The sequence below is a fragment of the Streptomyces sp. NPDC047017 genome, from assembly GCF_040644175.1.
Lineage (GTDB): Bacteria > Actinomycetota > Actinomycetes > Streptomycetales > Streptomycetaceae > Streptomyces.
The window spans coordinates 74,622-100,164 of record NZ_JBEYVW010000004.1 but is presented as its reverse complement, the minus strand read 5'-3'; the positions used below and the strand labels follow the sequence as shown (position 1 = coordinate 100,164).

Sequence of the window (25,543 nt, the reverse complement as noted above, 5' to 3'; positions counted from 1 at the left end):
CAGGGCACGGTCGACCGCCTGGTATGTACGCCGACCCGCCCACGAGGTCACCGGGATGTCCGCGCGCGAGTGGTTCGGGCGCGGGCAGCGGGCAGGTCTTCGGACTCGCGGGCGCGTCTCGTGTCGTACGAGACTCCTAGTGGCCGTCGCTTCCCGGACCCTGACGGGCCCAGTGCGTATGACGGCGGTCGTTCCCGCTCACCGCTGCGGGGCAGTCCCGGATTCCCACCGGGTTCCCTCTTGCGACGCATCCCGCCTGGCGGACGGGGCGAACCAGCTGCGGGGGCAAGGTTACGGGGCCGTCCGGCGAGGTGGTACGTCACGTCCGCCATTCGGATGGTGACATGAGACACGCGGCGCACGGCCGGCGGCCACGGCCGCCGGCTCGTCCACAACTGCGTACGACTGCCGGGAAGTTGCTGCGGCAAGCCGGGTGACCGGCCGCCCACCTCCCCGAACGTGCGCGACGCGCTGCCCGCCTCCCCGCCCACGTTCCACGGGCGGCCGGTCAGCCCTCGGCCGTCCGCTCCGTGAGGCTCCAGGCGTACCGCAGCCAGTCGGCCGTCACGACGGCGCCCGGCCCCGCGCACCCGCGCCGAAGGCCGCCGCGAGCACGGCGTACCCCCCGCGAGAAACCCCGTCCCTACGGTCGTAGGACCGCTCTCCGGCCGCCATGGAAGCCTCCCTGCTCTCACTTCCCCGGTGCGGCGCGGCGGTCAGTGGGCGCCGGGCCCGCCGCTGCCGAACGAGCCGCTGCCGCCCTCGTCCCAGCGGGGACGTGCGGGGGCGGGGCTCGTGCGGGTCCCCAGGTTCCCGTGCGCCTTCAGCCGGTGCGGTGTCAGCCGGTCACCGCCCCGGGGGACCTCGTCGGGTGCACGCCGCTCCACGACATCGCCGACCGGGCCCGACTCGGGCAGCCGCGGCTGCTCCTCGGGGCGCGGCGGTGCGGGCTCGCGGCGGCGGATGCGCGCGCCCATCCAGAAGGCGCCGATCAGCAGGGCCACCAGGACGAGCCCCAGGACGAAGGGCCAGATGCCGATCGCGGCGCCGTGCGCCGCGGCGATGTCCACCGATGCGTTGCTCATGGGCGGCGGGTACCCCTGGCCAGTGCCGCGAAGCGGCGCCGCGCTGCGGACCCCCCGGTCGGCTCAGCCGGACCTGGCCTGCCGGGTCCGCGAACGGTTCGCCTTGCGGATCGCGTCCAGCAGCTCGTCCTTGGACAGGTGCGAGCGCCCCTCGATGCCGAGCCGCTTCGCCGTGTCGTACAGCTGCTCCTTGGGCGCGCTCTCGTCGACGCCCTCGCCGCCGCGGCCGCCCTGCCCGCGCGGCCGGGCCGACCGCGGGTCGGAGGGGCCCTTGCGGCCGCCCTCCTTGCGCTCCCAGTGATCGCCGACCTTCTCGTACATGTGCTTGAGCGCGCCGTACGCCACCCGGTGCGCCCGCTCGCCCTCGCCGCAGGTCTCGACGGCCGCGTCATGGGCCCTGATCCAGGTGCGCCGGGCCTCCCGGGGGGAGCACTCCAGCGTCGACGGCAGCTCCTGTCGTCCGGGCCCGGGAATCCACCTCCGTCAGCCGTTCGTCCAACCGTCCGACCCGGTCGTCCCACCGGGCCCGACGAGTGCCCCCGCCCCGTGACGGAAAACGGCCGCGGCCCTTGCCGGCACCGGGTTTGGCGGGTGTGGCACCGGCAACCCGGGCGAGGTGACTACGACCGATACGACACCATCGACGACTTCGCAACAGGAACTCATACGGTTCCTGGAGGACCGGTTCGCCTGCGCGCAGGCGTGCACGGCATGCGCGCGGGCCTGCGCGCTGCGCGCCAGCCTGGTCGAACCGGGCGGCGACGAGGAGACCGAGCTGCTGCGGCGCAGGGGCATCATGTGCGCGGAGGTCTGCGACGCGACCTGCCGGGTGCTGTCGGAGCAGAACACCCAGGACGAGGCCGGGATCCGCACCCAGCTGGAGTGGTGCCTGAGCGTCTGCCTGGACACCGCCCACGTCTTCGACCGGCACCCCGGCGCCGCACAGGCCGCGGACGCCTGCCGGACCTGCGCCAAGGCGTGCGGGGAATTCATCGCGACCCTGAAGTGACCCGCCTCCGCCACCGCACCGGCCCGTCGACCGGCCGCGCGGACGGCGCTAGCCTGCCTGACGTGGAGACCATACGCACGAGTGACCCCGGCCTCTTCGGGCCGTCCTCGGTGACCTGGCAGCTGCACGCGGACCCGATGATGTGGGTGGCCGGCGTCCGCGCGCTGTACCTGCAGGCCCTGCACCCTCGCGCGGTCCGCGGGGTGATGGAGAACTCCGACTTCCGGCGGGACGCCTGGGGCAGGCTGATGCGCACCGCGAACTTCGTCGGCACCACGACGTACGGCACGACCCGCGCCGCCGAGGAGGCGGGCGCCCGGGTGCGCAGGATCCACCGGCTGCTGTCCGCCACCGACCCGAGCACCGGGCAGACGTACGGCATCGACGCCCCCGACCTGCTGCTGTGGGTGCACTGCGCGGAGATCGACTCCTATCTGCACGTGCTGCGCCGCTCCGGATTCCCGCTCACCGACGCCCAGGCCGACCGCTACCTCGCCGAGCACCGCGCGAGCGCCCGCCTGGTCGGCCTCGACCCGCGCACCGTGCCCGCGAGCCGCGCCGAACTCGCCGCCTACTTCGCGGCCGTCCGGCCCGAACTCGCGGCCGGGGCGGACGCCCGCGCGGTGGACGACTTCCTCCAGCGCCCGCCGACGCCCCCACTGCTCGCCCCGGCGCGCGACCTGCTGTGGCGGCGCGTGGCCCAGCTGGCGTACGCCTCCCTGCCCCCGTACGCCCACGAGCTGTACGGCAGAGCGGCCCCGGCCCCCGCCATCGTCACCCGCCGGCTGCGCACCACCGGCACCCTGCTGCGCCGGATACCGGCCCGAGTGCGCTGGCAGCTGCCCCCCAAGCACATCCTGCGCGCCACGGCCCGGCTCGGCCCCGGCGCCCGTCCCGCCCCGCACAAGGCCGCCCCACCTGCTCGACCTGCTCGAAGCGACAGGCCCTAGCCGCGCCACGGCCCCTGGCCGCCGCCGAACCCCCCGTGCTACCAAGAGCCATGAGCGCACACGAGGCACCCGGCACCTATGACGCGGTGATCGTCGGCGGCGGGCACAACGGTCTGGTCGCCGCCGCCTACCTGGCCCGGGCCGGACGGTCGGTGCTGGTCCTGGAACGGCTCGGCCGCACCGGCGGCGCGGCCGTCTCCACCCGCCCCTTCCCCGGCGTGGACGCCCGGCTGTCCCGCTACTCCTACCTCGTCAGCCTGCTGCCCCGAAAGATCGTCCAGGACCTGGGCCTGGACTTCCGGCTGCGCACCCGCGCCATCTCCTCGTACACGCCCGCCGACCGCGACGGCCGGCCCACCGGGCTGCTCGTGGGCGGCGGCGAGGACCGTACCCGGGCGGCCTTCGCCCGCTTCACCGGCTCCGACCGCGAATGGGAGTCCTGGCAGCGCTTCTACGGCACGACCGGCCGTGCCGCCCGGCGGATCTTCCCCACCCTGACCGAGCCGCTGCCCTCCCGGGCCGGCCTGCGCCGCCGGGTGGCCGACGAGGACGCCTGGCGGATGCTGTTCGAGGAGCCCATCGGGGCCGCGATCGAGGACCGCTTCGCCGACGACCTGATCCGCGGCGTGGTCCTCACCGACGCCCTCATCGGCACCTTCGCCGACGCCCACGACCCCGCCCTGACGCAGAACCGCTGCTTCCTCTACCACGTGATCGGCGGCGGCACCGGCGCCTGGGACGTACCGGTCGGCGGCATGGGCGCCCTGACCGACGCGCTGGCCGGCGCGGCGCGCGCGGCGGGCGCCCGCCTGGCCACCGGCCACGAGGCCGTCCGGGTGGCCACCGACGGCCGCACCGCCGAGGTCACCTACCGCACCCGGGACGGCGAGGGCACCGTCGGCGCCCGGCACGTCCTGGTCAACGCCTCCCCGCAGGCGCTGGCCGCCCTGACCGGCCAGGAACCGCCCGAGCCCGCCGAGGGCGCCCAGCTGAAGGTCAACATGCTGCTCAAGCGGCTGCCCCGGCTCCGGGACCCCTCCGTCGACCCGCGCGAGGCGTTCGCCGGCACCTTCCACATCGCCGAGGGCTACCGGCAGCTGGCCGCAGCCCACGCCCGGGCCGCCGCCGGCGAACCGCCCGCCGAGCCCCCCTCCGAGATCTACTGCCACTCCCTGACCGATCCGAGCATCCTCGGCCCCGATCTCGCCGCCCGCGGCCGGCACACCCTCACCCTGTTCGGCCTGCACACCCCCGCCCGGCTCTTCGCCCGCGACCACGACGCCGTCCGGGCGGAACTGCTCAAGGCCACCCTGGCCCAGCTCGACCGCCACCTCGCCGAACCGCTCGCCGACTGCCTGGCCACCGACGCCGAGGGCAGGCCCTGCATCGAGGCGAAGAGCCCGCTGGACCTGGAACGGGAACTCGGCCTGCCCGGCGGCCACATCTTCCACCGGGCGCTGAGCTGGCCCTACGCCGAGGAAGGCGGCGGCCGTTGGGGCGTGGAGACCCCGCACGCCAACGTCCTGCTGTGCGGCGCGGGCGCGGTGCGCGGCGGCGGCGTCAGCGGCGTGCCCGGGCACAACGCGGCCATGGCCGTCCTGGAAGCCGGTCAGCGGCAGGGCGGCTGAATGCCCCCGCCGCGGCGGGGCACTCCGACAGGGCGAGGCAATGCCCGTACGACCAGGCCGCCCCGCGGCGGCCGTACCACCCCCCACGGGAGGCTCCCATGGCCGACCTCAGCCCGATCGACCTGCAGAAGGCCCTCAGCGGCGCCGACTATCCCACCGACAGGCAGCACCTGGTGGACCGCGCCCGGCGGAACAAGGCCAACGACAAGATCGTCAGCCGGCTCGACGGCCTGAAGCAGGACCACTTCGACGGACCGAACGAGGTACAGAAGGCCGTCTTCGACAAGTGACGGCCCGCTGCGCCCGCGCAGCCGTCCACGGGCCCGCCGTCCCCCAGGGAGGGCGGGCCCCGGCACGCCGGGCGAAGCCGCCGGGAAGCGGGTGCCGACCCGGTGCTTGACCTCTCCCGGCGCCGCACCCAGGATCGACTGTCATGACGCCTGGACACGGGAGCACGGTCGACGCACTCCTGCGGCGCAGCGCCCGGCGCACCCCGGCGCGGACCGCCGTCGGGTACGGCGACCGGGCCTGGACGTACGCCGCCCTCGACGACGCCGTCTCCCGCGCGGCGGGCGTCCTGCGCGGCCTGGGCCTCGCCCCCGGCGACCGGGTCGCCGCTTACGGCCACAACTCCGACGCCTATCTGATCGCCTTCCTGGCCTGCGCCCGCGCGGGCCTCGTGCATGTGCCGGTCAACCAGAACCTCACCGGCGACGACCTCGCCTACCTCCTCGCCCAGTCCGGCAGCGCGCTGGTCCTGACCGACCCGGACCTCGCCGGGCGGCTGCCCGGCGGCGTACGGCGGCTGCCGCTGCGCGACGCGGCCGGCTCGCTGCTCGCCGCGCTGGCGGACACGGCACCGTACGACGGCCCCGAGCCGCGCGCCGAGGACCTGGCGCAACTGCTCTACACCTCCGGCACCACCGCCCTGCCCAAGGGCGCGATGATGACCCACCGGGCGCTGGTGCACGCCTACCTGAGCGCCGTCACCGCCCTCGACCTGCGCGCGGACGACCATCCCGTGCACGCGCTGCCGCTCTACCACTCGGCGCAGACGCACGTGTTCCTGCTGCCCTACCTCGCCGTCGGCGCGACGAACACGATCCTGGACGCCCCCGACGGCGACCGGCTCCTCGACCTCGTCGAGGCCGGCCGTGCGGACAGCCTGTTCGCGCCGCCCACCGTCTGGATCGGCCTCGCCGGCCGCCCCGACTTCGCCACCCGCGACCTCGGCGGACTGCGCAAGGTTTACTACGGCGCCTCGGTCATGCCGGTCCCCGTCCTCGAACGGCTGCGCGCCCGAGCACCGCACCTCGCCTTCTACAACTGCTTCGGGCAGAGCGAGATCGGCCCGCTCGCCATGGTGCTGGGCCCCGACGAGCACGAGGGGCGGCTGGACTCCTGCGGCCGGCCGGTGCTCTTCGTGGAGGCACGGGTCGCCGACGAGGACGGCCGGGACGTGCCCGAGGGCACACCGGGCGAGATCCTCTACCGCTCACCGCAGCTGTGCGAGGGGTACTGGGACAAGCCCGAGGAGACCGCGGCGGCCTTCCGCGACGGCTGGTTCCGCTCCGGCGACCTCGCGGTGCGCGACGCGGACGGCTACCACACGGTTGTGGACCGGGTGAAGGACGTCATCAACTCCGGGGGCGTGCTGGTGGCGTCCCGCCAGGTCGAGGACGCCCTCTATACGCATCCGGCGGTCGCGGAGGTGGCCGTCGTCGGCCTGCCCGACCCGCGGTGGATCGAGGCCGTCACGGCGGTCGTCGTCCCGCGCGGCGAGGTCACCGAGGCCGAGCTGATCGCCCACGCCCGCCGGAACCTGCCCCACTTCAAGGCCCCCAAGCGGGTCGTCCTCACCGACGGCCTGCCGCGCAACGCCAGCGGCAAGATCCTCAAGAGGGAACTGCGCGACCGGCTCGGCGCCCGGCCCGCCGGGACCGACGCGGACCCTGGCACTGCTACGCCGACGGCGACCGCAGATCCACGATCCGCCTGATCTTGCCCACCGAGCGCTCCAGCGACTCCGGCGCCACGATCTCCACCGAGACCGACACCCCGATGCCGTCCTTCACCGCCGCCGCGATCGACCGGGCGGCGGCCTCCCGGGCCTCTGGTCCGGCGTCGGGGCGGGCCTCGGCGCGGACGGTGAGCGAGTCCAGCCGCCCCTCGCGGGTCAGCCGGAGCTGGAAGTGCGGGGCGACGCCCGCGGTGCGCAGCACGATCTCCTCGATCTGGGTCGGGAAGAGGTTCACCCCGCGCAGGATCACCAGGTCGTCGCAGCGTCCGGTGATCTTCCGCATGCGCCGGAACACCCGCGCGGTGCCGGGCAGCAGCGCCGTCAGGTCCCGGGTGCGGTAGCGGACGACCGGCATCGCCTCCTTGGTGAGCGAGGTGAACACCAGCTCGCCCTCCGCGCCCTCCGGCAGCACCTCCCCGGTCACCGGATCGACGATCTCCGGGAAGAAGTGGTCCTCCCAGATGTGCGGGCCGTCCTTGGTCTCCACGCACTCCTGCGCGACACCCGGGCCCATCACCTCCGACAGGCCGTAGATGTCGACCGCGTCGATCCCGGCCCGCTCCTCGATCTCCCGCCGCATCTCCTCGGTCCACGGCTCGGCCCCGAAGACACCGACGCGCAGCGAGCCGGCGCGCGGATCGACGCCCTGCCGCTCGAACTCGTCGAGCAGCGTGAGCATGTACGACGGCGTGACCATGATGACCCTGGGTTCCAGACCCTGGATCAGCCGGACCTGACGGGACGTCATGCCGCCCGAGGCGGGCACGACCGTGCAGCCGAGCCGCTCGGCGCCGTAATGGGCGCCCAGGCCGCCGGTGAACAGCCCGTAGCCGTACGCCACATGCACGACGTCACCGGGCCGGGTGCCGGCGGCGCGCAGCGAGCGGGCCACCAGATCCGCCCACACGGACAGATCGCCGTCGGTGTAGCCGACCACCGTGGGGCGCCCGGTGGTGCCGCTGGAGGCGTGGACGCGGCGGACGCGTTCGCGGGGCACCGCGAACATTCCGTACGGGTAGTGCGCGCGCAGGTCCGCCTTGGTGGTGAAGGGGAAGCGGGCCAGGTCGGCGAGGGAGCGGCAGTCGTCGGGGCGCACCCCGGCCCGGTCGAAGGACTCCCGGTAGAAGGGCACGTGCTCGTAGGCGTGCCGCAGGGTGGACCGCAGCCGCTCCAGTTGCAGCGCCCGCAGCCCCCGCGCGTCGAGCCGTTCCCCCGCGTCCGGCAGCAGTGCCGCATCCGCCATCGGGACCCTCCCTCATCTGCCACGACAGCAGGGTCGAACGATCGACCGATCATTCGGTCGAGGTGCTGGAGATCAGTAATCCAGGCCGTACGGCGCCAGGCAAGAGCCCCGGCCGGGATAATTCCTTGCCGGACGCCGCCCGCGTCCGCCAGGGTCGGGCCCATGCCGATCCTCGCCGCACCGGACGGAACCCGTCTCGCCTACCACCTGCGCGGTCGGGGGGAGCCCTTGGTCGTGCTGCCCGGCGGCCCCATGCGGGCCTCCGCGTACCTGGGAGACCTGGGCGGGCTGGCCGCGCACCGGCGCCTGATCCTGCTCGACCCGCGCGGCACCGGCGGCTCCGCGTGCCCCGCGGACCCGTCGACGTACCGCTGCGACCGGCAGGTGGACGACGTGGAGGCGCTCCGCGTCCACCTGGGCCTGGAGCGGATGGACCTGCTCGGGCACTCGGCGGGCGGCAGCCTCGCCACGCTCTACGCGGCCCGCCACCCCCGGCGGGTGGCCCGGCTCGCCCTGGTCACCGCCGCCCTGCGCCCGCTGGGCCTGAGCCCCACCGCGGCCGACCGGTCGGCCGCCGCCCGGCTGAGGTCCGGCGAACCCTGGTTCGAGAAGGCGTACCCGGTGCTGGCGGCCTGGCTGGCGGGGGAGGGCGAGTACCACCCCGCGCTCACCCCTTTCTTCTACGGCCGCTGGGACGAGGCCGCCGACGCGCACGCCGGGGCCGAGGAGGAACAGACCAACGAGGAGGCCGCCGACCGCTACTTCGCCGAGGCCGCCTTCGACCCCGCCGCGACCCGGGCCGCCCTGCGCGCCCTGACCGCCCCCGTCCTCGTGCTCGCCGGCGCACTCGACGGCGGCCCCACCCCCGCACTGGCCCGCCGCGCCGCCGAGGCGTTCGGGCACGCCGAGTTCGCGGTCCAGCCCGGCGCCGGCCACTACCCGTGGCTGGACGATCCGCGGTGGTTCACGCGCCGCGTCGCCGCCTTCCTCGACGGGACCGCTCTGCCCTCGGCGAAGTGACCGCGGCCCCCGCGCCGGCCGGGGATACCGTGCCCGCCATGCACACACAGCCGCAGACCCTCGACCTCGACGGCGTCACCCTCGCCTACCGCGCCTGGGGACACGAGCAGGCACCGCCCGTCGTCCTGCTGCACTGCCGCGGAGCCGACGGCGGCGACTGGACGGCGATCGCGCACCGGCTGGCGACCGGCCCGCACCCGCGCCGGGTGTACGCCCCGGACCTGCGCGGCCACGGCGGCAGCAGCCGGTTCGGCGACCGGCCCGGCGCCTACCGCCACGAGGCCCTGCGCGACGACGTCCGCGCCTTCCTCGGCGCGCTCGGCATCGCACGCGCCGACGTCGTCGGCCACTCGCTGGGCGGGACGGTCGCCTGCCTGCTCGCCCAGCAGGCGCCCGGTCTCGTACGGCGGCTGGTCCTGGAGGACGTGCCCGCGCCCCTCCCGCTCGACCCGCCCCGGCCGCCCGCGCGCCGCCCGGAGGGGGACCTGCCGTACGACTGGGCGATGATCCGCGCCACCGACGAGCAGCGCAACGCCCCCGACCCCGCGTGGTTCGCGCACCTGGACCGGATCACCGCGCCCACCCTGCTCGTCGCGGGCGGCCCGGACAGCTTCGTCCCGCAGGAGGAGATCGCGCTCCTGGCCGAGCGGATCCCCGACGCCCGCGTGGTCACCGTCGACGCGGGCCATCTGGTGCACGCGGCGCGGCCCGAGGAGTTCCTGGCCGCGGTGGAGCCCTTCCTCACGCCCTGAGCACCGGGCCCGCCGGCCGGGTCCGTCCGAGCCCGCCGGCCGGGTCCGCCGGGCCCGCGCGCCGGTCCCGGCACCCGGCGGGCCGATCACCGGACCCCGCGCACCGCTCCCCGAAAGGTCCACGGACCACTCCCGAAAGGTCCCCCTCACGTGGCCTGTCGGCCGTGCCGCACGATCGCTAGGCTGGCCCGCGGACGACGAATCGGGAGGAGCACGGACGTGGCCGAGAGCACTGTCCAGCAGCACCCGCTCGCGGGGTGGGACAAGCCGGAGCTGGACCTCAGCAACGCCGAATGGCAGTCCAGCAGCCGTGGCCTGGGCGATGTCGAGATCGCCTTTGTCGAGGGATTCATCGCGATGCGCAACAGCGGCCGCCCGGAGAGTCCCTCCCTGATCTTCACCCCCGCCGAGTGGGGTGCCTTCGTGTCGGGGGCGCGGGAAGGGGAGTTCGACCTCACCTGAGCGGACGCGCGGGACCCGTGGGACGCGCCGGACGGGACAGGGAAGTGTGACCGGGGCTTTTGCGGACACGTGACCCCTGACAGCCCCGCCGGGCCCGGGCCCCAGCCGTGCCCGACCCGGCCGGGGAGTACCGCCGTCCGGAGATGAGGAATCCCATGAGCACTGAGCCGGTCGTCGCCGCGGTGGACGGCTCCGACGACAGTCTGCGCGCCCTGGACTGGGCCCTGGACGCGGCCCGCCGGCGCGGGGCGCCGCTGCGGGTGGTCCATGTCCGGCAGTACGCGCCCTGGGGCCAGCCCGACGTCCTGGTCGCCGGGCCGCTCGACCAGGGCGACGACCCGGTGATCGGCGAGGCCCGCACGTACCTGGATAGCCGTGACCGCGAGGGGACGGCCGTCGAGTACACGGCTCTGGACGGGCTGCCGGGTGCGCTGCTGCCCGAGCTGGGCGACGCCGCGCAGCTACTGGTGCTCGGCTCCCGCGGGCGCGGCGGTTTCGCCAGCCTGCTGCTGGGCTCCAACGGCCTGGCCGCCGCCCGCGAGGCCGCGTGCCCGGTCGTCGTGGTGCCGCCGCCCGGCCGCGAGGTCCACGGCGAGGCGGCCCCGGCCGACCCCGGTCCCCGGGTGGTGGCCGGACTGCACGTGGACCACCCCGACGACGCCGCGCTGTCCTTCGCCTTCGCCGAGGCCGCCCGGCGCGGCGCCCGGGTCCAGGCGGTCGCCGCCTATCCGCCGCCGGACCAGCCCTGGGTCGCGCCCGCGGAGCTGCCCCCGCCGGTGATCGACGAGAAGGAGGTCGAGGCCGAGGTACGGACCCTGGCCGAGGGCTTCCTCGCCCCGCACCGGGCCCGGTACCCGGAGGTGGCGGCCGACGCGTACGTCGTACCCGGCGACGCGGCCGGCCATCTGGTCGCCGCCTCCCGCGACGCCGAACTGGTCGTCGTCGGCCGACACCGCCGCCGCCTGCTGGCCCCGGCCCGCATGATGGGCTCGGTCACCCAGGCCGTACTGCTGCACGCGGCCGCCCCGGTCGCGGTGGTCCCTCCGACCCCGACGGAGACGTGACGGGCGGTCCGGTCGCGGTGGCCTGCTCGCCCCTGGCGGAGTATTGACGGGCGCCCTGGTCGCGGTGGTCCCTTCGACCGTGAGGGATTCCTGACGGCCGCCCCGGTCGGGGTGGCTCCCCCCGGCCCTGGCGGAGTCCTGACCGTCATCCCGGTCGCGGTGACCCCTCCGACGCCGACGGAGACGTGATCGTCGCCCCGATCACCGTGGCCCCTCCGGCCCCGGCGGAGTCGGAGTCCTGAGACGCCCCCGGTCTCCGTGGCCCCCTTCGCCCCACCCAACGCCCCCCAACCGAATCCTGCCCGCCTCCCCGGCCCCGTGGCCCGCGGTGGGCGCGCGCGGCTTCCTACGCGCCGGCGTGCGTAACCCCGTCCCCTCCGCGCGCCCGCCTCCACCCCTCGCACGGGCGAGCCACACGCGCCGCGCCGCATGCGCCACTTGCGCACGGAGCGCCCCCGCCCGGACGGGTGCGGGGCCGTCTGCGGCGGCCGGGTCCGCGTCGGCCGCCATCACGCGTGCGACCGCGGTGGCGGGTGAGGCGGACCGGGGTGATTCCACCCCCGTTCGCGGGCCGCCCGCACGTCGCGCGGCAGGCCGGGACACGTACCATGGCGGCATGTCGTTCCTCCGTCGCCGCAGCGCCACGCCCGCCGGGCCAGACTTCGACGTACTGGCCATGGACCCGGGCGACTGGCCCGGCAATCTCGGCGCCGGACTGCTGCCCGCGCCCGACGGCACCTGCCAGGGCGTGTTCCTGCGCTACGACCTCTTCGGTGGCCGGGGCACCGCGATGATCATCGGCAATCTCCCCGAGGGCTCCCCGGCCCGCGAGGTCGCCGAGGGCGAGGTGCCCTTCGAGGTGGCCCAGCTGCTGCTGGCCCTGGAGAACGAGGAGGAGGTCACCGTCGTCGGCACCGAGGACATGCCGGTCCTGCAAGGAGACAACCTCCTGATCGTGCGCCGCCTCAAGCTCTCCGAGACCCGCGTCTCCTGTGTGCAGTTCGACCGCAGCGACGGCGTCCTGGTGACCATCGCGGCCTGGGACCGCCCGATCACCGACGATCTGTACGCCCTCCTCAAGCCGCTGCCCGCCGAGCTGTTCCAGCAGGGCTGACCCGACCGCGCGCGAAGGGCCGGCCTCCGCCAGGGAGGCCGGCCCTTCACGTACGCTCACCCGTTCACCCGCGCGAGGACCGCACCCGCACGTCCGCCGCCCGGACGAACGCCACCCGGTGGCCGAACTGGATCTCGTAGTACCGGTCCTTGCCGACCACCACGCGGTGCGAGTCGGTGGTGAAGGTGACCGAGTAGAGGTACTCGCCCGGCACCGCGTCACCGATCGCGTACTCCTGGCCCGCGAGCAGCGTGTAGGGCAGCGGCGACACCGACTGCACCGGTACGCCCGCCGGGTACGCCTCCTTCTCCGGGTAGGCCCGCCCGTACACCGGCACACTGTCCGCTCCGGTCTTCGGCGTGACCACCAGGCCGGCCGCGTTCACCGCGGTGGGACGCTCGGCCGGGTTCAGGAACCACGCCTTCTGGCCCAGGTACCAGATCGCCGTCCAGTCGCCCTGCCGGCCGGCCACCGCGTACTGCTGCCCGGTCTCCACCCGCGAGGCCACGTCGTTGACGTCGGCCGTGGAGTCGCCGCCGTCGGGCCGCAGCCCGATGTCCTTGATCAGCGGCGAGGAGGTGTCGGGCCGCGAGTACAGCCGCACCTCGCTGGAGCCGTGCGCCGCGCAGGGCGCGCCCGCGGTGGTGCAGCCGGTGTACTCCGGCTGGTTGGACGCGTAGTCGGGGCGGATCGTCACCAGCCCGCCGCCACGGCCGGCGGTGGCGCGGAAGGGGTGGTCCAGCAGCTCGAAGTAGTGCCGCCAGTCCCAGTACGGCCCCGGGTCGGTGTGCATGCCGGGGATGGTCCCGGTGGTCGGCCCCGGCACCGTGTCGTGGCCCAGGATGTGCTGCCGGTCCAGCGGGATGTCGTACTTCCCGGCCAGGTACTTCACCAGCCGCGCCGAGGAACGGTACATCGCCTCCGTGTACCAGGCGTCCGGCGCGGCGAGGAAGCCCTCGTGCTCCAGGCCGATCGAGGTGGCGTTCATGTACCAGTTGCCCGCGTGCCAGGCCACGTCCTTGGCCTTCACATGCTGGGCGATGTGCCCGTCGGTGGAGCGCAGCGTGTAGTTCCACGACACGTACGTGGGATCCTGGACGAGGTTGATGACACCGTCCCAGCTGCCCTCGGTGTCATGGATGACGATGTACCGGATGCGCTCCGACCTCGGCCGGTCGCCCACGTCGTGGTTGCCGTAGTCGTCGGTGCCGAACTGCTGGTAGGGCGCCGGGATCCACTCGCAGGACACGGATGCCGGGCACTCCGTGCCGGACCGGGAGACCTGCCGCAGTCCGGTGCGGGCCAGTTGCGCGGTGTCCGGCGCCAGGCCCGGGCGGGCGGCCAGCACCATCCGCTGCCCGGCGTCCGTGGTGCGCCGCTCACCGGAGCGGATCACGTCGTACACGTCGTTCGCGTACGCCGCCGCCGTCGCGCTGTCGTCGGCGCCGGAGAACCGCGCCACCGCCCCGTACCAGTCGGCGGGGTCCGCGCTCAGCGGCTCGCCGAGCCGCCGCTGCGCCGCGGCCAGCAGGGCCGCGCCGCCCGCGACGTTGGCCGCCGCGTCCGCGCGCAGCCGCTCGGCCGGCAGGCCGGTCAGCCCGGCCGCCTCGGGCAGCGTCTTCAGCCGGCCGGGCAGCGCGGAGTCGGCCGGCACCCCGGCGGACGCGTCGGGCGCGGCGGGACGCAGGGCGGGCCGGGCGCCGTCGCCGCGCGGGTCCTCGGTGCCCTCGCTGTGGTGCGAGGCGCGGGCCAGCGCGGTGTGCGCGTCGGTCAGGTGCATCGGGCCGTAGCCGCCGCTCACGCTCGGGGCGCCGCCGTGCCCGTCCCAGCGGGACTGCAGATAGGAGACACCGAGGAGCACACTGAGCGGCACGTGGTACTGGGCGGACGCGCTGGTGAACGCCTGCTGGAGCCGGCCGGAGCCGCCTGCCGCCGCTGCTTTGGCGGGCGGCGCGGCACCCAGCAGCGGCAGCAGCAGCGCCGCGCAGGCGGCGGCACCGGCCGCCGTGCGCGCCCGTCCGCGGCCCGGCGTGGACATGGGTTCGGTGGCGGATCCTGGCACTGCGGCCTCCTGGAGCACTCGGGCGTGACGGAGCGTGCGGGACCGGCGTGCATCAGTGGTACCGGCTGTCCGACGATCCGTCAATCATGCGCGCAAGGAGGCGATTCCCCACGTCAAGCGGGGTCCCGGCGAGTTTCGCGGTGACGGCCCGGCCGCCTGCGGCGCGTCAGTGGAGTACACCAATGGCCGCCGCGCCGGCACCCGGGGAACCGGTGCCGGCGCGACGGCCGCGCTGGTGACGTCCCGTCACCCCTCGTCAGCGGGTGCCGACCGCCGCGCGCACGGCCCGCCGGGCCAGCTGGCAGTCGTCGTGCAGCCGCCGCAGCAGCAGCCGCTGCTCCTCACCGGAGGACAGGGCGCCCGCGGGGGCCGAGCCCGGTACGGCCGGGGCCGCCTCCTGCATCGAACGCTGCACGGCCGTCTCGTAGGTACGGATCTCCCGGGTCAGCACGAGCATCAGATTCACCAGGAACGCGTCCCGGGCCGCCGGGCCCGCCGCCTGGGCGAGCTGGCTGATCTGCCGCCGCGCCACCGGGGCGTCCCCGAGCACCGACCACAGCGTCGCCAGGTCGTAGCCCGGCAGGTACCAGCCCGCGTGCTCCCAGTCCACCAGCACCGGACCGGCCGGCGAGAGCAGGATGTTGGCGAGCAGCGCGTCGCCGTGGCAGAACTGGCCCATGCCCTGCCGGCCCGCCGCGTGCGCGATGCCGTGCAGCAGCTTCTGCAGGTCGCCCATGTCGCGGTCGGTCAGCAGCCCCAGCTCGTGGTCGCGGGCGATACGGGCCGCGTAGTTGAGCGGGGCGTCGAAGGTGCCCGCCGGAGGACGCCAGGCGTTGAGCCGGCAGATCGCGCCGAGCGCGGCCCTGATGTCCGCCCGCGGCGGGGTCTCCACCGGGTGCCGCTGGAGCGCGGCCACCCGGCCCGGGGCACGCTCGACGACCAGGGTGCAGTTGTCCGGGTCCGCCGCGATCAGCCGGGGCACACGGACCGGGGGCCGGTGCCGGACGAACGAGCGGTATGCCGCTATTTCGTGCCGGTACCGCTCGGCCCAGGCCGGCGAGTGGTCCAGTAAGCACTTGGCCACGGCCGTGCTGCGCCCGGTGGTGCCGACCAGGAGGACGGACCGCCCGCTCCTGCGGAGCACCTGCACCGGCGCGAACTCCGGGCAGATGCGCTGCACCGAGGCGAGCGCCGAGCGCAGTTGGCTTCCTTGCGGGCCGGACAGGTCCAGCCGCCCGCTGAGCGCCGGCGCGCCGAGACCCGGGGCGCGCCGCGGCCGGCCCACACCGAGGACGGCCGGCGCCGGACGCCCGGGGTCGAGGTAGGGGCCGCCGGCGCCCTGGCGGGGACGCAGCGGCCGGGGCGGGGCGGACACGGAGGACGATGCTGCGTACATGGGCGAGACAGATCCCTTCGTGTGCCTGCTGCTGAAGCGCGCTGCCCGGCCCGGTCACCCGGGTGCACCCTGGGGAATGTCCCTCGGCGACCGGGGCGGGGTGGCGCATTCCTACCTGACACCCGTGGCCCCGTGGCACACCATCTGGCGCACCCTGGCGAACCCTGGCGAATAGTCGCCCGGCAACTCTCACCGGGTCTACTGTCAACTCAGCCGAGTACCTGGGGGCTTGACGTGACAGGACAACCCAACACCCGTCTCGCGGACCTGTTCGGCCTGGCCGGCTGGTCCAAGGGGGAACTCGCGAGGCTGGTCAACCGGCAGGCGGCGGCCATGGGCCACCCCCAGCTGGCGACCGACACCTCCCGGGTCCGGCGTTGGATCGACAGGGGAGAGATCCCGCGCGATCCCGTGCCCCGGGTGCTGGCGGCCCTGTTCACCGAGCGTCTCGGCCGTGTCGTGACCATCGAGGACCTCGGTCTGGTACGGCAAGGGCGTACAGGGAAACGGCAGGGCGACGGGAACGTGGAACATCCCGACGGAGTGCCCTGGGCGCCCGAGCGGACCGCCGCGGTCCTCACCGAATTCACGGGAATGGACCTCATGCTCAACCGACGCGGCTTGGTGGGCGCGGGCGCCGCGCTCACCGCGGGATCCGCACTCAGCGGCGCCATGCACGACTGGCTGCACACCGATCCGACACTCAAGGCCGACGCCCCCCGGCTCGACCACCCCCTGCACGCCGACCCCGCCGGGTTCGACCGCTACGACGCCGCTCCCATCGGCTCGCAGGAGGTCGCGGAACTGGAACGCTCGGTGGAGGTGTTCCGGGCGTGGGACGCGGCCCGCGGCGGCGGCCTGCAGCGCAAGGCGGTGGTCGGCCAGCTCAACGAGGTGGGCGGCATGCTCGCCTACCACCACCCGCCCCATCTCCAGCGGCGCCTGTGGGGGGTCGCGGCCAACCTCGCCGTGCTGGCGGGCTGGATGTCCCACGACGTCGGCCTGGAGGAGACCGCGCAGAAGTACTTCGTCATCGCCGCGCACGCCGCGCGCGAGGGCGGCGACCGGCCCCGCGCGGGGGAGGCGCTGTCGCGGGCGGCCCGCCAGATGGTGCACCTGGGCCGGCCCGACGACGCGCTGGACCTGATGAAGCTCGCCCAGTCCGGCTCCGGGGACCGGCTCCAACCGCGTACCAAGGCGATGTTCCACACCATCGAGGCCTGGGCGCAGGCGTCCATGGGCAAGGGCCAGGCGATGCGCCGCACCCTCGGGCAGGCGGAGGAGCTGTTCGTCGCCGACAAGGGCGAGGGGGAGCCGCTGCCCTGGATGCAGACCTTCAAGGACGAGGACCTGTACGGGATGTCGGCCCTCGCCTACCGCACCCTGGCGGAGTTCCACCCGGACGCCGCCCCGCACGCCCAGCACTTCGCGGAGAAGGCCCTGGCCCTGCGGGTGGACGGACGCGAGCGGTCGAAGATCTTCGACCATCTCTCCATGGCCTCCGCCTGCTTCATCGCGGACGACCCCGAACAGGCGGTGCGGTACGCGCGCCTGGCCCTGATGTCGATGGGCTCGAACTCCTCCCGCCGCACCTGGGACCGGCTGCTCCAGATGTACCGGCTCACCGCCGAGTACGCCGGCTACCCCAAGATCCACGAACTGCGCGAGGAGATCCGGGTCGCCCTGCCCAAGCCACGCGGCAAGGCCGCCGGGAGCGCACCGGCGTAGAGGGAACGGCTGGCGTCGGCCTCCGTACCGTCGCGGACCAGCAGCGGGGCGGGGCGGCCTGCGCGTTCCGCACCGCTGAATCGGCGCGCCCGCGCTTGCGGGGCGCCGGTCAGGGCGCGGGAGCGGCCATGACGACTCTCGCACAGTGGGCGACAGCGCGTAAGGGTTTCGGCGATATCCGGGAGGATGGTGCTTCTGGCATGTGCCGGCGTCCCCGCGGGACGGCCCGGCTGCGTCTTTCGCGTACGCGCGCCTCCGGCCGGGGAGTAGGCGCGGTACGTGATCTGACGGGGGGCCGGGGATTTCGCGCGTAGCTCGGGAGTGTGTTCGACGGTCCGGCGCTCCCGGCCGCCCGGTCCGTGGGAGGCTGCGCACGCGAAAGTGATGCAGGTCACATCAATTGCCGGGCCTTCAGGCGTAATGCGAACGGCCCCTGCGAGCTCCTACATACACACGGCAGAACCGGCCGACCTCCGACCCGCAGGGGAGACCGACCATGGACATCGTCCTGGAGCAGCCCGCCCGCGCCCGCCTGATCACCGCGGACGGACAGGAACTCCCCGTGCCCGCCACGCTCCGCTACGCCTGTGCGGACCCGCTGGCCGTGCACCTGGACTTCCCGCCCGAGGCGTCCCTCGACGGCGAGGAGGTCACCTGGACCTTCTCCCGCGCCCTGCTGGACGAAGGGCTCGGCCGGCCCGCCGGGGAGGGGGACGTGCACTTCTGGCCCTGCGGCGACTCCCGTACGGCGGTGGAACTGCACTCGCGGTCGGGCATGGCCCTCCTGCAGTTCGACACCCCTGCCCTGCGCCGCTTCCTGCAACGCACCTACGCCGTGGTGGCGGCCGGGCAGGAGGACGTCGGCGCGGCCGTCGACCGGGGGCTGACCGCGCTGTTCGGCACGGTCTGAGCACGGCCGGGACCCGCCCACCGGACTCAGCGGCCGGACTCCCCGTACAGGGCCGGGCGCGGGGCGAGGGCGACCGGCACCCGGCCACCGTCCTCCAGCGAGCGGACCCCGGCCTCGGCGACGGCGGAGGCGGCGTAACCGTCCCACGCGCCGGGCCCGGTGACCCGCCCCCGCCGGGCCGCGTCGGCCCAGGCCTGCACCTCGCGGTCGTAGGCGTCGGCGAACCGCACGAGATAGTCCAGCGGCACCTCGGCGCACGCGCCGCCGCGCTCGGTGACGACCATCCCGTGCTCGTCGCCGATCCGGGCGCTGCCCCGCTCGCCCACCACCTCGCAGCGGACCTGATAGCCGAAACCGCAGTTGACGAACGCCTCCACGTCCACCAGGGCGCCCCGGTCGGTCTCGAAGACCACGAACTGCGGGTCCTGGAGCCCCGGCGGCGCCCCCGGGGAGGGCGCGGGCCGCAGCACGGTCACCGCGGTCAGCTCCTGCCCGAGCAGCCAGCGGGCCGCGTCGATCTCGTGCGACACGGAGCTGTCGATCAGCATGGCGCTGGTGAAGTGCGGCGGGGAGGAGACGTTGCGGTGCGTGCAGTGCAGCATCAGCGGCCGCCCCAGCCGGCCGCCGTCCAGCAGGGTCTTCAGGCGGAGGTATCCGGCGTCGTAGCGCCGCATGAAGCCGATCTGCGCCAGCCGTCGGCCGAGCCGCGCCTCCGCCTCCACCACGCGCAGCGCCCCGGCCGCGTCCGGCACCATCGGCTTCTCGCAGAGCACCGGCAGCCCCCGGGCGAAGGCCGCGAGCAGCGCCTCCTCGTGCGCGGGCGCGGGCGAGGCGATCAGCACCGCGCCGACACCGGGGGCGTCGAGGGCGGCCACCGCGTCCGCGTGCACCGAGGCGCCGTCGATACCGGCCAGGGCCTCCTGCGCCCGCGCGGTGTCGGGGTCGGCCACCGCGGCCACCCTGGCGCCGCTGACCACTCCATCGAGCCGTCGTATGTGATCGGCCCCCATGTGCCCGGCACCCAGCACGGCCACGCCCAGCAGCTCACCCACGTACGCACTCCCTCTCCGCCGACGCCGTCGAGCCGTAGCGTAGACGCCGGCGGAGAGCCGTCAGGAGTGCCTCAGTAGCGGAGCACCCCGGCCATGCCCTGTTCCTCCTCCAGGGTGCCGTCCGGGACGAAGCGGACCTCTGCCCCGGTCTCCAGGCACTGTTCGACGATCTCGTCCACGATGTCCTCGCGGGCGTCCAGGTCGCCGCTCCCGGCCGGGACGAGATGGCCGCCGAAGGCGTCGCGCACGGTCACCCGGTAGTTCTCCTCGACCGCCAGCAGCCGGATGCGGCCCTCCCGGGCGCTGCGCCACAGCTCGTCGACGCCCGCCGCGAACTCCTTGCGGCCGCGGGCCGCCTCCAGTTCCCGGCTGACGCCGTCCGTGTCCTGGCGGGCCCGGGCCTCCCGCACCGGCGCGACGGCCCGCCACACCGCCTCCGGGGTGCCGTGCGCCAGCCCGCCGTGCGGCACCTGCACCGCGCGCCTGGCGACCACCCCGCCGCACTCCTGCACGACCGACAGCGCGCCCGGCTCGCCCGTGACGTACAGCGGGCGCGGGTGCTCGCGCATGACCTTGCCCATCGCCGTGTCCGCCTCGCGCAGGAACTGGCGGGTGCGCTCGTCGCGGAACGTGCTCGGCGCGTCGCCGATCTGCTCCTGCCGCTCGGCGTCGAAGTTCTCGTCGAGGTCCCGGACCAGCGGGAAACCGCCGGTGCGGTCCTCGGTGACCCGGCCCCCGCCGCCGCTCCACAGCGTCATGCGGTCCGCGGAGAGCGACAGCACCCAGAAGGGGCGCTCGGCGGCGTTCGCGGAGACCAGATTGCGGGTGAGGAAGGTGTCGGAGAGCACCACCCGCTCCGGCACGCTGCGCCCGAGCGACCACACCTGGTGCTCGCCCGGCGCGGCGAAGATCAGCAGGCCGTCCTCGGCGTATGTCAGGTCCACCTCGGCGAGGGCCTGGTCGAGCTGGCGTTCGACGTCGTAGCGGCGGTCGCGGCTCACCGCCGGATCGGTCTCCAGCTGCTTCTTGGCCTCGGCCACGGCATTGCGCAGCCGGACCCGGTCCTGGGCGTTGTCGGGCTCGCGGCGGTGTGTCGGCGTCAGCACGGACACCGCGGGATAGCTGCGCGGGCGCCGCAGCTCGGCGAGGGTCGCGGGACTCAGATCGTGCTCCATGACAGCACCATAGGGCCGATTCCCATATCGGGCATTTGGAGTAATCGGCGCCTCGATGCGGGGTAGTCGGCCGCGAGGGCCCCAGTCGCCCCGGGGTTGTGTCCCGGCCGGGAGGTTGGCGAAGAATTTGCCCGTGGCCGATACCCGACGGGGGTGTGCCGGTGCGGGGCGGCTGTCCGTGGCTTTCCGCGGCCTCCCGGGTTTCGCGGAAGCAAAGCGCGGCCGAAAGCGCGAGGGTCGCGCGGTCGTTCGAGGAAGGGCCGCGTTGACCGGTCCGCCGCGGTGGCACACGCTCGTCATATACATGCTTGATACAACTGGTTCATCCGGAGGTAGCACATGTGCGGTATCACCGGCTGGGTCTCCTTCGACCGCGACCTGCGCGCCGAGACCGCCACACTCCAGGCGATGACGGAGACGATGGCCTGCCGCGGCCCCGACGACCGGGGCACCTGGGCCGAGGGACCGGCCGCGCTCGGACACCGCCGGCTCGCGATCATCGACCTGCCCGGCGGCCGGCAGCCCATGACCGCCGACACCCCGGACGGCACGGTCGCGATGGTCTACTCGGGCGAGGCGTACAACTTCACCGAACTGCGCGGCGACCTCGCCGCGCGCGGCCACCGCTTCCTCACCGACTCCGACACCGAGGTGGTGCTGCGCGGCTACCTCGAATGGGGCGACGCCGTCGCCGAGCGGCTCAACGGCATGTACGCCTTCGCCGTGTGGGACGGCCGCCACGACAAGCTCGTCATGATCCGCGACCGCATGGGCATCAAGCCCTTCTACTACCACCCGACCCCCGACGGCGTCCTCTTCGGCTCCGAGCCCAAGGCGATCCTCGCCAACCCGCTGGTCCACCGCCGGGTGACCCTGGACGGCCTGCGCGAACTGTTCACGTTCGTCAAGACCCCGGGGCACGCCGTCTGGGACGGCATGCGCGAGGTCGAGCCCGGCACCGTCGTCACCGTCGACCGCGACGGCGCGCGCACCCGCGTCTACTGGCAGCTGGAGACCCGGCCGCACCCCGACGACCGGGACACCACCATCGCCACCGTCCGCGGCCTGCTCGACGACATCGTGCGCCGCCAGCTCGTCGCCGACGTCCCCCGCTGCACCCTGCTCTCCGGCGGCCTGGACTCCTCCGCGATGACCGCGCTGGCCGCCCGCCAGCTCGCCGAGCACGGCGAGAAGGTACGCAGCTTCGCCGTGGACTTCGTCGGCCAGACCGACCGCTTCGTCGCCGACGACCTGCGCGCCACCCCGGACACCCCGTTCGTGCACGACGTGGCCCGCGCCTCGGACACCGAGCACCAGGACATCGTGCTCGACGCGCAGACCCTCGCCGACCCGGAGATCCGGGCCCGCGTCCTGCGCGCCCGCGACCTGCCGATGGGCTTCGGCGACATGGACGCCTCGCTGTACCTGCTGTTCCGCAGCATCCGCGACCACTCCACCGTCGCCCTGTCCGGCGAGTCCGCCGACGAGGTCTTCGGCGGCTACCTCCAGTTCTTCGACGAGGAGGCCCGCCGCGCCGACACCTTCCCGTGGCTGGTGCGGTTCGGACGCGACTTCGGCGAGGACGGCGACATCCTGCGCCCCGACTTCACCCGGGCCCTGGACCTGCCGTCCTACGTCGCCGAGAGCTACCGCACCGCCGTCTGCGGCATCCGGCGCCTGGAGGGCGAGAGCGACTTCGAGTACCGGATGCGGCGGATCTGCTACCTGCACCTGACCCGCTTCGTGCGGGTGCTGCTCGACCGCAAGGACCGGATGAGCATGGCGGTCGGCCTGGAGGTCCGCGTGCCCTTCTGCGACCACCGGCTCGTGGAGTACGTCTACAACACGCCCTGGTCGCTGAAGTCGTTCGACGGCCGGGAGAAGAGCCTGCTCCGGGAGGCCACCGCGGACCTGCTGCCGCAGTCCGTGTACGACAGGGTCAAGAGCCCCTACCCGTCCACCCAGGACCCCAAGTACGCGCTCGCCCTCCAGGAGCACGCCAAGGACCTGCTCGCCCGCCCCGACCACCCGGTGTTCCAACTGGTCGACCGGGAGCGGCTGCGCCAGGCGGCCCACCGCGACACCCCCGTCATCGCGCAGGCGGCCCGGCGCGGCCTGGAGAAGTCCCTGGACCTGGCGGTCTGGATGGACCTCTACCAGCCCGAGATCGTCATCGGCTGAACCGGACCGCGCGCACGGGCCCGGTGGACCAGGAGTCCGCCGGGCTCAGCCGGTGGCGTCCGGCTGCGAGTCGGGCGAGCAGGAGCTGCCGTCGGGCGGCAGGGAGCCGTAGAGCAGGAAGTCGTCCACCTTGCGGTGCACGCACCGGGAGGACCCGTACCCGGTGTGGCCGTCCCCCCGGTTGTCGAGCACCACGGCCGACGGGCCGAGCCGGCGCGCGGTCTCCACGGTCCAGCGGTACGGGGTCGCCGGGTCGCCCCGGGTGCCCACGAGGAGCATCTTCGCCGTGTCGACGTCCTTGACGTGGTCGCGGATGTATGTGGTGCCCTTGGGGCGGCCGTAGCACATCAGCAGCGCGTTGAGCCGGTACCGGCCGAAGACGGGGGAGGCCTGCCGGTACTCGGCGCTGAGCCGCCCGAGGTCCCCGGTGAGCCGCGCGGCGTCCGGCCGGTCCGGGTCGTCCGCGCAGTCGACCGCCATCAGCGCGGCCGTCATGTTGTCCGGCGGCACGTCCCCGGTGGCGACCAGGCCGCCGCCGCCCGCGCGCCGCGCCGCGCCCGGCCGGACCGGCCCTCCGGGCAGGGACACGCCACCGGAGGAGAAGGACTGGATCGCGTGCGCGTCGCCGTCCTGGGTCAGCGCGGCGACCGCCCGCTCCAGCGAGGGCCACATCGCCTTGCTGTACAGCGCCTGGCCGATCGCGCCCACCAGCTGCTGGCCGCTCAGGCTGCCGCCGAGCCCGGTCGGCAACGGGTTCTCGTCCAGCGACCGGACCAGCTGGACCACCTGATCGTCGGCCTGGCGCCGGTCCTGCCCGAACGGGCAGGCGACGTCCTGCACACACCAGTCGAGGAAGTCCTCCAGCGCCGTCTGCTGCCCCTCGGCCGCGACCAGGCCCTGCTCGGCCAGCGGCTCGGTCAGCGTGTCCACCCCGTCCAGGGCCACGCGCCCCACCTTGCCGGGGAACTCGGCGGCGTACACCGCGCCCAGCCGGGTGCCGTAGGAGAAGCCCAGGTAGTTGAGCTGCCTGTCGCCGAGGGCCTGGCGGATGACGTCCAGGTCGCGGGCCGCGTCCACGGTGCCCATGTGGGCCAGGAGCGGATTGGAGTGCCGCGCGCACTCGTCGGCGACCTTCTTCCACTCCGCGAGCGCCTTGCGGGCGGCCGTCGCGTCACCGAGGTCGGCGCCCTCGCCGTCCGGGCCCGAGCCGGCGCCCGAGGAGTCCCCGTCGCCCAGGCCGCAGCTGACCGGGGAGGACCTGCCGACTCCGCGGGGATCGAAGCTCACCACGTCGTAGCCGTTGGTCAGGTCCAGGAACTGCTTGCCGGAGGACGCGAGCCCCGCGACGCCCGCGCCGCCGGGGCCGCCGAAGTTCAGCACCACCGAGCCGCGCGACGGACCGGTGGCCCGGTAGCGGGCCACCGCCAGATCGAGGGTGCCCGCGCCCGGCCGGGCGTAATCGACGGGGACGGTGACCTTCCCGCACTGCAGGTCCGCGGGCGAGCCGGCCTCGCACGCCGCCCAGGTCACCTTCTGCCGGTAGAACCGGTCCAGGCCCGGCTGGTTCCCGCTCGCCGCCGCGGGCAGGCCCGCGCCGAGCAGCGCCAGCGTGACGGCCCCGACACCCGCACAGCGCCGGACCGCGACTCGCGTCCCCAGCTTGGCCAGCATCGATGCCTCCAGAGGCGCTCCGCCGCGGACCGGGACAACGCCCTCGCCCACGATAAGCGGCCCCCGCGTGGCGCGCCTGTCGGCCGGGAGACGGGGGACAGGGCGCCGCCGCGAACGGCCCTTCGAACAGCGGGCCGCTCGAAGGGGTGAAAGAGCGATGAGCCATAACTCGGATGGTCCGCCCGCGTTCTACCGGGTGCGGGCGAGTGCCCGCGCCCCATGTCTGGAAGGCACAGGACCTATGAAACGGGTTACCCGAAACGGCGTGCTCGCCGTCGCCGCCTCCGGCGCGATGGCGATGACGGTTCCGGTGTCCGCCGCGTTCGCCGCCGACGGCGGTGCCACCGCGGCCGGCGCGGCGGCCGGCTCGCCCGGGCTGATCTCCGGCAACACCATTCAGCTCCCGGTGGACGTCCCGGTGAACGTGTGCGGCAACACGGTCAACGTGGTGGGCCTGCTCAACCCCGCGGCGGGCAACAGCTGCGCCAACGAGTCCGCCGGCGGCGACCGGGCGCCCTCGGGCGGTGCGCACGCCCGGGGCGGCGAGAAGGGCTCCCCGGGAGTGATCTCCGGCAACGGCATCCAGCTGCCCGTGCACCTCCCGGTGAACGTCACCGGCAACAGCGTGAACGTCGTGGGCGTCGGCAACCCGGCCACCGGCAACTCCTCGACGAACGGCGAGCGCCCCGCGCCCCAGCCGGTCACGCCGCCCACGCGGACCGCGCCGCAGCCCAAGCCCCTCCCGCACCCGGTGCCGCACCCCGCGGCCACCCCGCGCACGCAGGCGTCCCTCGCGCACACCGGCGCGGACGGCACCGTGCCCGCCGTCGCCGCCGGCGCGGCACTGCTGCTCGGCGGCGCCGCCCTGTACCGGCGCTTCCGGCCGGGCGCGACCCGCTGAGCCGGTCCCGCTGCGAAGCCGCTTCCGGGCAGCAGCGCTCAGGTCCCACCGGCCCGGGCCACGACCGGTGGGACCAGACGACCGGTGGGACCAGCTGCGGAGGAGACGCGGCGCGGGCAC

The 25,543-nt window shown here is 74.6% G+C and carries 22 protein-coding genes and 1 riboswitch; of the genes, 14 read left to right on the top strand and 8 right to left on the bottom strand.

Annotated elements, in window-relative coordinates:
* Nucleotides 1–72: 72 nt before the first annotated feature.
* Nucleotides 73–293, bottom strand: a riboswitch (cobalamin riboswitch).
* A 423-nt stretch (nucleotides 294–716) separates the two neighbouring features.
* Nucleotides 717–1,085 carry a DUF6479 family protein gene (locus ABZ858_RS08090; protein WP_361373879.1) on the bottom strand — a complete coding sequence of 123 codons (369 nt, stop codon included), beginning with the start codon at nucleotides 1,083–1,085 and terminating at the stop codon, nucleotides 717–719.
* Between the two features lie 63 nt (nucleotides 1,086–1,148).
* On the bottom strand, nucleotides 1,149–1,535 hold the full coding sequence (locus ABZ858_RS08085) for a ChaB family protein (protein WP_361374503.1): 387 nt from the start codon (nucleotides 1,533–1,535) through the stop codon (nucleotides 1,149–1,151).
* 166 nt (nucleotides 1,536–1,701) lie between these two features.
* Here ABZ858_RS08085 and ABZ858_RS08080 point away from each other — a divergent pair, with 166 nt between their 5' ends.
* The 5 genes from ABZ858_RS08080 (at nucleotide 1,702) to ABZ858_RS08060 (ending at nucleotide 6,671) form a co-directional block, all read left to right on the top strand.
* Nucleotides 1,702–2,094 carry a ferredoxin gene (locus tag ABZ858_RS08080; RefSeq protein ID WP_361373877.1) on the top strand — a complete coding sequence of 131 codons (393 nt, stop codon included), beginning with the start codon at nucleotides 1,702–1,704 and terminating at the stop codon, nucleotides 2,092–2,094.
* Between the two features lie 62 nt (nucleotides 2,095–2,156).
* Nucleotides 2,157–3,044 carry an oxygenase MpaB family protein gene (locus ABZ858_RS08075; protein WP_361373875.1) on the top strand — a complete coding sequence of 296 codons (888 nt, stop codon included), beginning with the start codon at nucleotides 2,157–2,159 and terminating at the stop codon, nucleotides 3,042–3,044.
* Between the two features lie 50 nt (nucleotides 3,045–3,094).
* On the top strand, nucleotides 3,095–4,672 hold the full coding sequence (locus tag ABZ858_RS08070) for an NAD(P)/FAD-dependent oxidoreductase (RefSeq protein ID WP_361373873.1): 1,578 nt from the start codon (nucleotides 3,095–3,097) through the stop codon (nucleotides 4,670–4,672).
* A 98-nt stretch (nucleotides 4,673–4,770) separates the two neighbouring features.
* On the top strand, nucleotides 4,771–4,962 hold the full coding sequence (locus ABZ858_RS08065) for a DUF2795 domain-containing protein (RefSeq protein ID WP_361373871.1): 192 nt from the start codon (nucleotides 4,771–4,773) through the stop codon (nucleotides 4,960–4,962).
* Nucleotides 4,963–5,105: 143 nt separating this feature from the next.
* Nucleotides 5,106–6,671, top strand: a complete 1,566-nt coding sequence (locus ABZ858_RS08060) for a fatty acyl-CoA synthetase (protein WP_361373869.1) — start codon at nucleotides 5,106–5,108, stop codon at nucleotides 6,669–6,671.
* Here ABZ858_RS08060 and paaK read toward each other — a convergent pair.
* Nucleotides 6,634–7,935, bottom strand: coding sequence for a phenylacetate--CoA ligase PaaK (gene paaK, locus ABZ858_RS08055; RefSeq protein ID WP_361373867.1), 1,302 nt, complete (start codon nucleotides 7,933–7,935; stop codon nucleotides 6,634–6,636). The two genes, ABZ858_RS08060 and paaK, sit on opposite strands and share 38 nt — an antisense overlap.
* A gap of 162 nt (nucleotides 7,936–8,097) precedes the next feature.
* On the opposite strand from paaK, the gene ABZ858_RS08050 reads away from it, so the two are divergent.
* The 5 genes from ABZ858_RS08050 to ABZ858_RS08030 all read left to right on the top strand — a co-directional run bounded on the left by ABZ858_RS08050 (nucleotide 8,098) and on the right by ABZ858_RS08030 (nucleotide 12,347).
* Complete coding sequence (locus ABZ858_RS08050) at nucleotides 8,098–8,955, top strand: alpha/beta hydrolase (RefSeq protein WP_361373865.1); 858 nt, start codon at nucleotides 8,098–8,100, stop codon at nucleotides 8,953–8,955.
* A gap of 38 nt (nucleotides 8,956–8,993) precedes the next feature.
* Entirely contained in the window at nucleotides 8,994–9,707 is a 714-nt protein-coding gene (locus ABZ858_RS08045; protein WP_361373863.1) for an alpha/beta fold hydrolase, read from the top strand.
* 219 nt (nucleotides 9,708–9,926) lie between these two features.
* Entirely contained in the window at nucleotides 9,927–10,169 is a 243-nt protein-coding gene (locus tag ABZ858_RS08040; RefSeq protein ID WP_361373861.1) for a DUF397 domain-containing protein, read from the top strand.
* A gap of 155 nt (nucleotides 10,170–10,324) precedes the next feature.
* Entirely contained in the window at nucleotides 10,325–11,233 is a 909-nt protein-coding gene (locus ABZ858_RS08035) for a universal stress protein (RefSeq protein ID WP_361373859.1), read from the top strand.
* 616 nt (nucleotides 11,234–11,849) lie between these two features.
* Nucleotides 11,850–12,347 carry a hypothetical protein gene (locus ABZ858_RS08030; protein ID WP_361373857.1) on the top strand — a complete coding sequence of 166 codons (498 nt, stop codon included), beginning with the start codon at nucleotides 11,850–11,852 and terminating at the stop codon, nucleotides 12,345–12,347.
* Nucleotides 12,348–12,411: 64 nt separating this feature from the next.
* Here ABZ858_RS08030 and ABZ858_RS08025 read toward each other — a convergent pair whose 3' ends face one another.
* Both ABZ858_RS08025 and ABZ858_RS08020 read right to left on the bottom strand, forming a co-directional pair.
* Nucleotides 12,412–14,409: an N-acetylmuramoyl-L-alanine amidase gene (locus tag ABZ858_RS08025; protein WP_361373855.1), complete on the bottom strand. Its 1,998-nt coding sequence runs from the start codon at nucleotides 14,407–14,409 to the stop codon at nucleotides 12,412–12,414.
* Nucleotides 14,410–14,665: 256 nt separating this feature from the next.
* A complete protein-coding gene (locus tag ABZ858_RS08020; RefSeq protein ID WP_361373853.1) occupies nucleotides 14,666–15,805 on the bottom strand; it encodes an aminoglycoside phosphotransferase family protein in 1,140 nt (379 codons plus the stop codon).
* A gap of 234 nt (nucleotides 15,806–16,039) precedes the next feature.
* On the opposite strand from ABZ858_RS08020, the gene ABZ858_RS08015 reads away from it, so the two are divergent.
* Nucleotides 16,040–17,533: a hypothetical protein gene (locus ABZ858_RS08015; protein ID WP_361373851.1), complete on the top strand. Its 1,494-nt coding sequence runs from the start codon at nucleotides 16,040–16,042 to the stop codon at nucleotides 17,531–17,533.
* Between the two features lie 496 nt (nucleotides 17,534–18,029).
* A complete protein-coding gene (locus tag ABZ858_RS08010) occupies nucleotides 18,030–18,443 on the top strand; it encodes an SsgA family sporulation/cell division regulator (RefSeq protein WP_361373849.1) in 414 nt (137 codons plus the stop codon).
* 26 nt (nucleotides 18,444–18,469) lie between these two features.
* Here ABZ858_RS08010 and ABZ858_RS08005 read toward each other — a convergent pair whose 3' ends face one another.
* Together ABZ858_RS08005 and ABZ858_RS08000 are read right to left on the bottom strand one after the other, a co-directional pair.
* Entirely contained in the window at nucleotides 18,470–19,495 is a 1,026-nt protein-coding gene (locus ABZ858_RS08005; RefSeq protein WP_361373847.1) for a Gfo/Idh/MocA family oxidoreductase, read from the bottom strand.
* Between the two features lie 71 nt (nucleotides 19,496–19,566).
* Nucleotides 19,567–20,670, bottom strand: coding sequence for a chemotaxis protein (locus tag ABZ858_RS08000; RefSeq protein WP_361373845.1), 1,104 nt, complete (start codon nucleotides 20,668–20,670; stop codon nucleotides 19,567–19,569).
* A 339-nt stretch (nucleotides 20,671–21,009) separates the two neighbouring features.
* Between ABZ858_RS08000 and asnB the strand changes: the two genes are divergently transcribed.
* On the top strand, nucleotides 21,010–22,851 hold the full coding sequence (asnB, locus tag ABZ858_RS07995) for an asparagine synthase (glutamine-hydrolyzing) (protein WP_361373843.1): 1,842 nt from the start codon (nucleotides 21,010–21,012) through the stop codon (nucleotides 22,849–22,851).
* A gap of 45 nt (nucleotides 22,852–22,896) precedes the next feature.
* Here the strand turns inward: asnB and ABZ858_RS07990 are convergent, their stop codons facing one another.
* Entirely contained in the window at nucleotides 22,897–24,522 is a 1,626-nt protein-coding gene (locus ABZ858_RS07990; RefSeq protein ID WP_361373841.1) for an alpha/beta hydrolase, read from the bottom strand.
* A gap of 241 nt (nucleotides 24,523–24,763) precedes the next feature.
* Here ABZ858_RS07990 and ABZ858_RS07985 point away from each other — a divergent pair, with 241 nt between their 5' ends.
* A complete protein-coding gene (locus ABZ858_RS07985) occupies nucleotides 24,764–25,423 on the top strand; it encodes a chaplin (protein ID WP_361373839.1) in 660 nt (219 codons plus the stop codon).
* Nucleotides 25,424–25,543: the final 120 nt, after the last annotated feature.